General features: G+C 66.4%; 11 protein-coding genes. 3 read left to right on the top strand and 8 right to left on the bottom strand.

Features of this window, described 5'->3' with window-relative positions; all coding sequences use genetic code 11:
* A partial coding sequence (locus tag VEY12_00320; GenBank protein HYM38575.1) for a thermopsin family protease occupies positions 1 to 1046 on the bottom strand: 1046 nt, incomplete at its 3' end.
* A gap of 586 nt (positions 1047 to 1632) precedes the next feature.
* Positions 1633 to 2910 (bottom strand): MFS transporter, encoded by a 1278-nt coding sequence (locus VEY12_00315; protein ID HYM38574.1) that lies wholly within the window; start codon positions 2908 to 2910, stop codon positions 1633 to 1635.
* A 181-nt stretch (positions 2911 to 3091) separates the two neighbouring features.
* Here VEY12_00315 and VEY12_00310 point away from each other — a divergent pair, with 181 nt between their 5' ends.
* A complete protein-coding gene (locus VEY12_00310; protein HYM38573.1) occupies positions 3092 to 4156 on the top strand; it encodes a P1 family peptidase in 1065 nt (354 codons plus the stop codon).
* Here the strand turns inward: VEY12_00310 and VEY12_00305 are convergent, their stop codons facing one another.
* The 6 genes from VEY12_00305 to VEY12_00280 are packed head-to-tail and all read right to left on the bottom strand — an operon-like array spanning position 4157 to position 9824.
* Positions 4157 to 5500 (bottom strand): aspartate aminotransferase family protein, encoded by a 1344-nt coding sequence (locus VEY12_00305; protein ID HYM38572.1) that lies wholly within the window; start codon positions 5498 to 5500, stop codon positions 4157 to 4159.
* A 6-nt stretch (positions 5501 to 5506) separates the two neighbouring features.
* Positions 5507 to 6241 (bottom strand): CoA-transferase, encoded by a 735-nt coding sequence (locus VEY12_00300; GenBank protein ID HYM38571.1) that lies wholly within the window; start codon positions 6239 to 6241, stop codon positions 5507 to 5509.
* A gap of 38 nt (positions 6242 to 6279) precedes the next feature.
* Complete coding sequence (locus VEY12_00295; protein ID HYM38570.1) at positions 6280 to 7179, bottom strand: CoA-transferase; 900 nt, start codon at positions 7177 to 7179, stop codon at positions 6280 to 6282.
* A gap of 22 nt (positions 7180 to 7201) precedes the next feature.
* A complete protein-coding gene (locus tag VEY12_00290; GenBank protein ID HYM38569.1) occupies positions 7202 to 7627 on the bottom strand; it encodes a Zn-ribbon domain-containing OB-fold protein in 426 nt (141 codons plus the stop codon).
* Between the two features lie 9 nt (positions 7628 to 7636).
* A complete protein-coding gene (locus VEY12_00285) occupies positions 7637 to 8653 on the bottom strand; it encodes a hydroxymethylglutaryl-CoA synthase (protein ID HYM38568.1) in 1017 nt (338 codons plus the stop codon).
* A 4-nt stretch (positions 8654 to 8657) separates the two neighbouring features.
* Positions 8658 to 9824, bottom strand: a complete 1167-nt coding sequence (locus VEY12_00280; GenBank protein ID HYM38567.1) for a thiolase domain-containing protein — start codon at positions 9822 to 9824, stop codon at positions 8658 to 8660.
* Between the two features lie 186 nt (positions 9825 to 10010).
* Here VEY12_00280 and VEY12_00275 point away from each other — a divergent pair, with 186 nt between their 5' ends.
* Entirely contained in the window at positions 10011 to 10166 is a 156-nt protein-coding gene (locus tag VEY12_00275; GenBank protein HYM38566.1) for a hypothetical protein, read from the top strand.
* Positions 10167 to 10205: 39 nt separating this feature from the next.
* Entirely contained in the window at positions 10206 to 10745 is a 540-nt protein-coding gene (locus VEY12_00270) for a methyltransferase domain-containing protein (protein ID HYM38565.1), read from the top strand.
* Positions 10746 to 10862 lie beyond the last annotated feature (117 nt).

Genomic DNA, 10862 nt, shown 5'->3' with positions numbered 1-10862 from the left:
AAGACCGTGCCTTGGTTGAAGAAGAAGAACGAGTTCGATGGGGCGACCGTTCCCTGCACGACGGCCTGCCCGATATTGCCGCCAGGGGTCGCGTTCCAGAAGGGCATCGGAATCGACGGACCTGGACCCACTACGACGGTTCCGGGCGCGGTGTAGTACTCGCTGATGCCCTCGACGGTCTCTCCCGTGTCGGTCCCCTCGTTCCACGCGGTCTTCGAGTTCTCGTACTTCAGGCTGGTCGTGTTCCAGAACTGAAGTCGCTCGCTACCGGCGATACCGAAGATCGTGGTCGTGCTGCCGCCTCCCGGGCCGCCGATCATCAGCTCGGCGTCGTCCAACAGCCCGACGGGGTTCGGCCTGAACCCGTCGACGGTGAACTTGGGGATCGGGGGGTTCGCGTTTTCCCGGACGTTGGAGTTGAACAGGACCGTGTCGTAGATCCCGCTGTAGAGCCTCGCGCCCGCCGCGTTCCGGATGTCATAGCCGAAGCGGACCGTAGACCACACGGGACGGGGCGCCGGGCCTGTGCCCACCGTCAGGCTCGAATTCTCGTACAGGTACACGGTGAACGGGAACGGGACCACGAAGGTGGGTCCGACATCATAGTAGAACACGGGGTCGACAGGGGTCCCATTCCCCGAGTAGAACGTCGACGCAGGCTCGCTCGCCTGCGGGTTCGAGAAGTTCCAGATGTTGTCAATGAAGGTCAACGTGTGGGCCTTCGTGCTGTACTGAATCACGTTTTGAATCCAGTACCGGTACGTTGTGTTGCCCTGTACCGTAGTATTGGTCATGACCGTGTTGAGCTGCGCCCCGAAATAGTCCGGGGCGCCGTCGTCGAGATACAGGGCATTGACGTCGTTTAAGGTAAGAATCCCCCGCCAGCTCGTGGTCTGGAGGAAGTACCCCTGTGGTGTCCCGGTGGTGTTCCGGACGCCGAAGTCACCGATCCCCATCGGTGCAGGGGCCTCCGTGTAGAGCGGCTGGACGACACCGTTCGACACCCGAACCTGGGCGAGCAGATTCGGGAGGTACGCCGCGGTCATCGGGACGTTCGCCGCTTTGATCCTCTGGACGATGCTCTGGGCGAGACCGGCACGCGATGCAGACGAGACGGCGCGGACCGAGTCGGATGGAACCTTTGCCGGGAGGATCGATGCCGCATGAGAAACTGTCTGGAGGTCCCGACCGGCGACCGGTCGCGCCGCTGCCGCTGGTACTGCCAGAACTGCCAAACTCATCAAGGCCAAGACGACGACGACGCCAACCACGATCATACGTTGAGCGGACATGGTGCCCACCTCGCATCCTCCAGGGGCCCCATCGCCGTCCGGGGCGTTGGGAAGTCAGGCGCGGTCGACCATGTCGGTCGCATCGCCCCTCGCCCCCAACCGGAGGGATAGCCCGGGTCCCCCTTACGAGCCGGAGAGGGACCGTGGCTAGATAAGCGTTGTTCAAGGCCTCTCTTTCCCGCCGAACCGCCTCGGACGGCCATGGGGTGCTCAACCTTGCACCGAGCCCTTCGATACATCGCGGTCGCGACTTCTTCGACGTTCTCTCGCACCGAAACATCCTAACTTCCCCGCATCCCAGTCCTGAAGGTCGGGGGAATGCTGGCCATTGGTGCATCCATCAGGGCCAGAGCCGACCCAGCCGTTCGAACACGCGGGAGAACCTGGACACGCGGGCGCCGCCGGGGACGAGCCGGGAGGGGATGGGCGTAATCGCAGGCCATGGCGCAACGGTCGCCCGCCACCGCACGAGGATGTAGGTGCACGGGACGGCGGTCAAGAGGCCGAGGAACAGTCCGAGGATGAGGATGTTCTCCCCCGTGACGGCTAAGCCCGCCAAGGGTTCAGCAATCACGAGGCCGAGGGTGTAGGCGAACGACCCCATCGAGAGGACGGTCGCCCTCAGCCCCGGCTCGAGACGGCGGTTGAGGTACGCGGAGATTAGCGGCGGTTCCAAGCTCCAGACGACGTAGACAGGGATCTGGAGGAGAATGGCAGCCCACGCGGTGCGGCCGGCGATCCAGAGGCCGAAGAATGGACCCGCGGCGAAGAGGGCGATTAGGGAGAGGGACCCGAACTCGCCAAGACGGTCCGAGATGGCCCCTGTGAACGCCGAGACCACGGCCGCGACGAGCAGGAAGCCCGCGACCCAAACCCCGATGTCGCCGGGCGCGATGCCGACGGCTGCGAGGTAAGGGGACCGGAAGGCTGTCATCAGGTACAGCGCGACTCCGAGGAAAACTTGGAGGCCGATCAGGAGGGCGACGCCCTCTCGGCGACGCACGATCCGCAGACCCTGTCCCAGCTGCTTCAGAGCCGTCGGCTCCGTTTGCCGGTCCACGGCAGGCTCGACGAAGGACGCGGCCACGACGATCGCGGAGACATTGATCAGCCCGCCGAGGATGAGTGTGATCTGGTAGCTGCCGGTCACGGCGACGACGACGCCCCCAACCAGTGCGGCCGCGGCGTTCGTGCCGATCTGGATGAACGTGTTCCTGCCGATGTACCGCGGGAACTCGGCCTCTTGCCGGGCCTCCATCAGGGTCTCGTACAGGTATGCCGACGTCCCGATCGAGAAGGCGCCGCCGATGGACCAGATGATGTTCGCCGCAACGTACCCCAGGAGGTTGATCCCGAAGCCGTAGCCCAGGATACCGGCGGTGCGGAATGACTCGCTCAAGACGATCGTCCATTTGCGGCCGAGGCGGTCCGCGAGCACGCCGACGGGAAGCTGGAAGATGAGGAGCCCGACCCAGAACGCGACGTCGGCGAGGGTGAATTCGAAGTACGAGGCCACGTGGGCCTGCATCCAAAGGGCCCAGTACGGGATCCAGATCGCGAACGCGGAGCACGCCTGGTAAAGGTAAAAGCGGCGTACGCGGCTCCTGAGGGTGGACAACGGTGGACCCCGGGCACGGCCGCGGAGCCTCGACCACCTATTCGACAATTGCGGCGTGGGAATCCGAGCCGTCATCGTCGGGGCCGTCGGGAAAGTATAAGGGTCCTGAGCCCCTCGCTGACTCCCTGGAGGAGCGAACCGCATTCGCTCGCGCTGCAGGGAGTACGGGCTCCGCTTCGGCATGCTGGAGCCCGGTCCGAAGAACACGATCGCGGACGTGGGCGAGGTCCGCGTGGGCCACGTCACGCTGGTCTCCGGGGAAGGCGAGCTGATCCCGGGGAAGGGGCCCGTCCGCACCGGCGTCACGGCCATCGTGCCCCACCGGGGCAACGTGTGGCGCGACCGCCCCAAGGCCATGTGGGACACGATCAACGGATGCGGCGAGCTGACCTCCGCCGTGAACCTGCGAGAGTTTGGCGTCCTCGAGACGCCGATCGCCCTGACGAACACGCTCTGCGTCGGGAACGCGTTCACGGGCCTCGTCGAAGCCACCCTGGAGGCGAACCCCGAGGCGGCCCGCGAGGAGGATGCGATCGCCCCCACGGTCTCCGAATGCGACGATTCCTTCCTGAACGACGCCCGCGGGATGCACGTCACGCCGCGCCACGTCCGAGACGCGCTCACGGTCGCGACGGAGGAGGTCCGCCTGGGGACCGTCGGGGCGGGGACGGGCATGACGTGCTGCCAGCTCAAAGGAGGCATCGGGTCCTCGAGCCGGCACCTCAAGGCGCGGGACGGGAGATGGACCGTGGGCGCCCTCGTCCTTTCCAACTTCGGGTGGAAGGAGCATCTCACGATCGCGGGCGTCCCGGTGGGCCGGGAACTCATCACCCAGGAGAAGACGAAAGGGCGCTCGCCACCCGGAGGTGGCGGCTCGATCGTCACGGTCTTGGCGACGGACGCTCCGCTTTCCTCTCGGCAACTCGGCCGCGTGGCGAGGCGGGCGTTTCTGGGCCTCGCACGCCTCGGGTCCTTCAGCTCGAATGGCAGTGGCGACCTGGCGATCGCCTTCTCGACATCGGCCCGTGTGCCGTACGAAGCGCCCGCGCACCTCCTCACGGAGAAACGCGTCCACGACGCGAAGCTGAACCCCATCTTCCTCGCGGCGGTCGAAGCCACGGAGGAGGCCATCGTGGACTCCCTATTCACCGCGACGACCGTGGTCGGGCGGGATGGAAACACGTCGCGCGAGTTGCCCGCGCCCGACGTGGTCGAGATCCTGGACCGCTACGGCCGCCTCTCGTGATCACTGCATCCGGCGGAGGACGTCCTCCGCGGCGGTCAGCGTGCGGTCCACGTCCTCGGGGGTGTGGGCCGTGCACGTGTAGAACGGCTTGTCGGGATGGAAGTGGATGCCGCGGGCCAGCATCCCGAAATCGAAGAGCTCGCGCTTCTTCTTGTCCGCCTTGGCTGCGTCGCGGTAGTTCCGCATAGGCCCCTTCGCGAACACGACATTGAACGTGGAGCCCGGTCCGATCGCCTGGGCGTCCACCCGGAGGTCGGCGAAGAGTCCATTGAGGCCGTCTCGGAGCTGGTCGCTGATCCGGTTGAGGTAGGGATACGTGTGGGGTTCCTCGAGCACGTCCAGGGTCGCGAGGCCCGCGGCGAGCACCGTGGGATGCCCGTTGAACGTGCCGCCGTGGAAAACCCGCTCGCTCGCCGGGCGCGTCACGGGATTCACCGCGTCCATGGTCTCACGGCTCCCCAGGAACGCGCCGCACGGGAAGCCGCCCCCGATGATCTTGCCCAGGGTCATGAGGTCCGGGTCGACGCCGACCAGCGTCTGGACGGCCCCGAGCTTCTCCATGCGGAAGCCCGACATGATCTCGTCGAAGATCAGGAGCATGTCCAAGGCCTTCGTCGTCTCCCGCAGACCCTTGAGGAACTCGGGTTCCGCGACGAGGAAGCCCCGCTGCACCGGCTCGAGGATCAATGCCGCGAGCTGGCCCTGATGGGCCTTCAGGATCCGGTTGCACGCGTCCAAGTCGTTGAGCGGCAGGACGACCGTGCCCTGCAGCTCCGCGGGCGTCGTGCTCAGGGATCCCGACATCGCCTTGGGCGCATCCGCAGGGCCTGCCTCGGGCACGGGAGGCGTCAGGCTGACGAGGACCTCGTCGTAGCTGCCGTGGTAGGCCCCTTCGAACTTCGCGATCTTCACCCGGTGCTTCACGCCCCGCGCGATCCGGAGCGCGTGGAGGGTGGCCTCGAGACCGCTGTTCGTGAAGCGCACGAGGTCCGCGAAGGGGAAGATCCGCTTGAGACGTTCCGCCATCCGGACCTCGAGCTCGTGCGGGGGACCGAAGATCACGGTCCCGTCGCGGTCGATCTGCTTCCGAATCGCCTCGAGGACCTTGGGGTGGCCGTGACCCAGGATCATGGGCCCGAAGCAGAGCATGTAGTCCACGTAGTCGTTGCCGTCGAGGTCCCAGAGGTGGCCGCCCTTGGCCCGCTTCGCATAGACCGGGTAGGGAGCGTAGAACTTCACGTTGCCCGTGACGCCGCCGGGCAGGTGGCGGCTCGCCTCCGCGTGCCATGCGGCGCTCTTCCGGGTCCGCGCCCTATACTCCGCGATCGGGTCGAAGGCTCCCATGGCGGCTCACCCGAGGTAGATCCGCTCCGGGTCCAAGGAGCGCAGGACCTTCAACTCTTGGTCCGTGGGCGGCGCGTTCTGCTCCAGGTGGTCCGCGACCTTGAGCTTCCAGGGCGTGTTCTCCTGAACCTGGGCCACCGTGACGCCCGGGTTCAGCGCGGTCAGCATCATCTCGCCGGTCACGGGATCGAACTTCATCGTGCACAGGTTCGTGATCACCGCATACGGCCCACCCCCCTGGAGATGGAGGGCCTCCCACTTCGCCTTCCCGTCCAGGAAGCCAGGACTCGTGATGAAGTCCACCTTCTCGATGAAGCGCCGTTTCTCGTGGGGCGTGATCACGATGATCTTCTTCACGTTGGACGCGGTCTCGCACGCGCCGCCGCTCCCCGGGAGACGGACCTTGGGGGCCTTGTAGCCCCCGATCACGGTGGAGTTGATGTTTCCGAATTTGTCGATCTGCGCCCCGCCGAGGAACCCCACATCGATCCGACCGCCCTGGATGTAGTACGCGAACTGCTCGTACATGGAGCAGACGCTCTTCGCGCCGGTCACGAGGCAGGGGTCGCCGATCGACAGGGGCATGCGGCTCGGGTTGGAGCCGATCGTTCCCGATTCGTAGACCAGGATCAGGTTCGGGGCGTGCATGCGCTTGGCCAGGTTCGCCGCGAGGTTCGGGATCCCGACGCCCACGAGGACGCTCTCCCCGTCCATGAGCTCGCGCGCCGCGATGGTCACCATGAGCTCGCTTGGACTCAGTGCCTGCAGGGTTTCCACGGTCACACGCTCCCGTAGTTCACGGGGACGCTCAACATTGGCTTGGGCCGGAGCTTCTCGAGCTTCTCGCGCCCCAGCTTCTCCACGTACGCGGCACGGTCCTCCACGCCGAACACCCACTCCTGGAGGTACTTCATCGTGGACTCGTGCTCCTTCGTGATCTCATCCCAGGCCATGTAGAATTCGTTGTCGCGGTCGTAGTAGCCCTGGGTGTACGACGGGTGCGCCGCCCAGGGCTCGTGGACGACGGCATGGACGATGAAATCCGGGATCAGCGTGCGGTTCGGGTCCGACCGGATCGTGGCCTCGTCCACAATCTCCTCTGCGGTGAGGATAACCTTCTTCGCGGCAAAGGCGGCGTCTTTCTGCTCGCCGACGATGCCCCAGATGTGCGCGTTCCCCGCGGCGTCGCAGCGCTGCACGTGGACGACCGCCACGTCCGGCTTCAGGGGTGGCACGACCGACGTGGGATGGCCCGTGAACGGGTCTACGACGACCTTGAGGTTCGGGTTGTTCGCGGGCAGGTCGGAGCCCAGGTTCGTCCGAACGGGGAGGAACGGCATGTTCGTCGCGCCCGCGAACAGGCGCCCGGAAAGGTCGAAGTGCGTGTACTCCTCGATCTCCAGCGGTTTCGGAATCCCCTTCTCCGTGGCGCGGCGGAAGCAGCGCAGCGAGCCGACCCCCGGGTTGCCCGCGTACGAGAAGACGATCTTCTTCGCGCAACCGGCGGCGATCATCTGGTCGTAGATGATGTCCGGCGTCGCCCGGGCGAGCGTGAGGTCCTTCTTGCCCTGGCGGATGATCTCGTGCCCCGCGGCGAAGGGGATCAGGTGGGTGAACCCCGCCAAGTACGCCGTGTCGCCGTCGTGGACGAACTTCGCGATCGCCTCCTTCATGCTCATGACCTTGTGGCTGTCCAACGGATCACGCTCCTCCCTCGAGGGGCACGAACTTGAAGCCGTAGCGCACGACGCCCTCCTCCTCGTAGATTCGCCGCAGCTCCGCGCGTACGGGCATCCCGATCTTCACGTCCTTGGGGTTCACGTCGGCCATCTGGCCGATGACCTTGGGGCCTTCGTCGAGCTCGACGATGGCCACGGGGTAGACGCCGCCGGCCTTCTCCTGCTCCGCGAACTCGGGCGGCGCACCGCCCGCGCCGATCAGGGTGAACGTGTGGACCTTGCCGCGGCCGGAGAGCCGCACCTCGGAGAAATCCGAGGAGGCGTTGCAGTACTTGCACACGCCCTTGGGCGGGAAGTTCACCTTGCCGCACTTCTTGCACTGCAACCCGACGAGACGGTAGCGCTGCGGGATCGTCCTCCAATACATCGGGACGGAAACGTGGGCCATCGAGGTCACCTACCGGATCGCTCCCTTGAGCTTGAGATACTGGATGTAGTCGATGTATTCCTTCCTGGCGGACTCCTGGGAGACCGTGAACGCGGGCTTGCGGTCAGAGACCACCGTGAAGCTCAGCGCGTCCGACCCTGCGCCGCTTCCGTACGAGACCACGAAGACGCGCTCCCCGGGCTTCGAGACCTCGAGCGCCGCGGCGAGGCCCATGGGCGTTGAGGCCGCCCCAAGATCGCCCAGTTTCGTGGAGATCATGCCCGAGGCGAGCTGGGCATCCTGGAACCCGAGCTTCGCCGCCACGGTCGCGGGCGCGCGGGCGTCGGGCTGCTGGATGACCACGTGGGCGTAGTCCTCGGGCTTGCGGCCGAGTTTCTTCATCAAGACGGACGCCGCCTTCGTCGCATTCGTGACGAAGGACCCCTCCGAGAACTTCTTCACGTTCAGATCGCGGGTCACCTGCTCCTCCCGGGGTCGGAACCGCTCGCCGAAGTACTCGCTCACGTAACTCGCGCTCCCCTCGAGCTCCGCGATCTGCGCAAACCCGGAGAGGACGAAGGCCGCGGCACCCGACCCCATGCCGTGCTCGATGGGGTCCCACATGCTCGCCTGGGGTGCGTCCGCGGCGGCGACCAGAGCGCAGCCGGCAGGATTGCCGGCGAGATGCTCGAATCCCGCGAGGAGAGCCTCCGTGCCGGCGCGGGTGGAGGACGTGTGGTCCGTGCAGTACGTCTCGCCGGACGCGCCGAGGCCCGCGAGGATCGTGCCCGAGAGGAGCTTCTCCGTGTACGGCGCCGTGGTCGAGGCGAATGCGAACCGCGTGATCTTGTCCGGCGCCAGCGGCACGGACTCGAGGGCGCGGTGGCCTACCTTGGTCGCGAGGGTGAGCATGTCCTCATCGAATCCCGCCACGGCCTTCTCCTCCACGCCGGCCGCGGAGAAGGAGCCCCAGGCCTTCGCGTACTCGTCGCGCTTGATCCGCAGGCGCGGGATCGCGACCCCGTACCCCGAGATGCCCAGGGTCACCGAATCACCTCACGAGGACGGTCACGACGACGGTGCCGCCGCTGCCGCCCACGTTGTGGAGCAGGCCTCGCTCAACGCCCTTCACCTGTCGCGTGGGCTTCTGGACGCTGCCGCGGAGCTGGTGGAACATTTCGTACGCTTGGCCCGTCCCCGTCGCGCCGATGGGATGGCCCTTCGCCTTCAGGCCCCCCGAGGCGTTCACGGGCTTGTCGCCCGTGATCTCCGGGTGGCCTTCCGCGATGAAGGAACCCGCCTTGCCCTTCTCGCAGAAGCCCAAGTCCTCGTACGCCAAGAGTTCGGCGATCGTGAAGCAGTCGTGGACCTCCGCGATCTGGATGTCCCGCGGGCCCACGCCCGCCATCTTGTACGCCTGATCCGCAGCGCGGCGCGTGCCCTCCAGGGTCGTCGTCGAGACGCGGTCGTGGATCGCGAGGTAGTCGCTCGCAGTACCGAACCCTTCGATGTAGATCGGCGTGTCCGTGAACTCCTTGGCCTTCTCCGCGGACGTCACGAGGACCGCGGACGCCCCGTCCGTGGTCGAGCAGCAGTCGAAAAGGTTCAGCGGCGCCGCGACCATGGGAGCCTTCATCGCCTTCTCGAGCGTAGTCTCCCGCTGGAACTGGGCCTTCGGGTTCTGCGCGCCGTTCTTGTGGTTCTTCACCGCGACCATCGATAGATGCTCGCGCCGCGTCCCGAACTCGTGCATGTGCCGCTGGGCGATGAGGGCGTACAGGCCGCTGAACGTCGTGCCCGCGAGCCGCTCGTACTCCGTGTCCCCGCTGACGCCAAGCCAGTACTTCGTCTTCAGGCCGGACACGTCCGTCATCTTCTCCACGCCGCCCGCGAGGACGACGTCGTGCACGCCGGCCATGACGTCCATCGCCGCGGTCGCGAGCGCATAGCCTCCCGACGCGCAGGCGTTCTCGATCCGCATCGCGTGGATGTGCGGCAGGCCGACGTACTCGGACACGAGGGCGGACATGTTCCCGAGCTGGAAGCCTCCCGAGCCGAGGTTGCCGATGTACGCGGCGCCGATCCGCTTCGGCTCGTAGTTCCGGTCCACGCTCTTCGCCATGTCCTGGTAGGCCTCGAGGAACAGCTCCTTGATGCTCTTGTCCGGGAACTCCCCATAGCGGCTCTGGCCCGCTCCGACGATCGCGACCTTCCTCATCCGAATGCCTTCCTGGTGGAGAACCCACGTGCGGCCGTGCCTAGGGCGCGCGCTCGCGCACAGCACGCGGGTCCCGTGTCGATGCCCACGTTTCGGATATAACCCTATCCCCCTTTCGTTTCTTACTCCACAATGCGGGTTGTATGTACGGAAGTTCTACACCCGCTCCGCACCCTGCGCGAGTCGATGCCCTGCGAGTACACGTGCCCGCCGAACCACGAGCCCGCGGGCTTCCGCGACTGCTGCCACACGTGCACGTACTTCATGCAGGAGAAGTGCGTCGCACCGCGAGGATTCGGGTTCTTCCCTCGCGTGATGATGCGCATCTACCAGGAAGCCTGAGGCACGCCTTCAAGTCCGGGCGGCCCTTCGGGGACCCCAGTGCCGCTGCTCTCGGGCTCCCGCCGCGCACGCGGGTTCTTCGACCGCCTCGCGCCGCTGTACGACTGGATCAACGCGAGGATCTACAAACCGGAGTGGCTGGCGGACGTGCGCGCCACGTTGCACGGACGCGTGCTCGACGTCGGTGTGGGCACGGGGTTCACGACCGGCCACCTTGCGGATGCCGTGGGCATCGACCTCTCGCAGGAGATGTTGCGCCGCGCGCGATACCGAGGACACCTCCTGCGGGCGGACGTCACGCGACCGCCGTTCCGGGAGGGGAGCTTCGACACGGTCGTCCTCGCAGGGTCGTTCTACTACCTGTCCGATCCCCAGGAGGGGATGGCCGTCGCGGCGCGGCTCCTGCGACCTGGAGGAATCGTGGTGGTCTTGTCGCCCGCCACGTGGGCGCTCGCACCCTTCGTGCGAATCTACTCCCGCGAGGAGTACGAGGCGTTCATGGCCCACGCGGGACTCCAACTCGCCTCCTACAGACGGTTGAACTGGGCCGCGTGCCTCGTCACGGGGACGAAGAGCTAGCTTCCTCCCTCTTGTGCACGGGGCAGGGCCTCCCGGCCCTGCAGAAGCGACACTTCTCCGGCTTCACCTGCACGGGGAGAGGCTTGATCATCCGTCCGTACTTGCGGCGTGGCACCT

Source organism: Thermoplasmata archaeon (genome assembly GCA_035632695.1).
In the GTDB taxonomy this organism is placed as follows: Archaea; Thermoplasmatota; Thermoplasmata; order RBG-16-68-12; family RBG-16-68-12; genus RBG-16-68-12.
Note: the sequence above shows the minus strand (reverse complement) of the source record. Positions and strands in the feature narration are given on the sequence as shown.

Coding starts and splice junctions, on each gene's coding strand:
- VEY12_00310 (HYM38573.1), top strand. CDS start 3,092: ATGCTGGAGCCCGGTCCGAAGAACACGATCGCGGACGTGGGCGAGGTC.
- VEY12_00305 (HYM38572.1), bottom strand. CDS start 5,500: ATGGGAGCCTTCGACCCGATCGCGGAGTATAGGGCGCGGACCCGGAAG.
- VEY12_00300 (HYM38571.1), bottom strand. CDS start 6,241: ATGGTGACCATCGCGGCGCGCGAGCTCATGGACGGGGAGAGCGTCCTC.
- VEY12_00295 (HYM38570.1), bottom strand. CDS start 7,179: ATGAGCATGAAGGAGGCGATCGCGAAGTTCGTCCACGACGGCGACACG.
- VEY12_00290 (HYM38569.1), bottom strand. CDS start 7,627: ATGGCCCACGTTTCCGTCCCGATGTATTGGAGGACGATCCCGCAGCGC.
- VEY12_00280 (HYM38567.1), bottom strand. CDS start 9,824: ATGAGGAAGGTCGCGATCGTCGGAGCGGGCCAGAGCCGCTATGGGGAG.
- VEY12_00275 (HYM38566.1), top strand. CDS start 10,011: ATGCCCTGCGAGTACACGTGCCCGCCGAACCACGAGCCCGCGGGCTTC.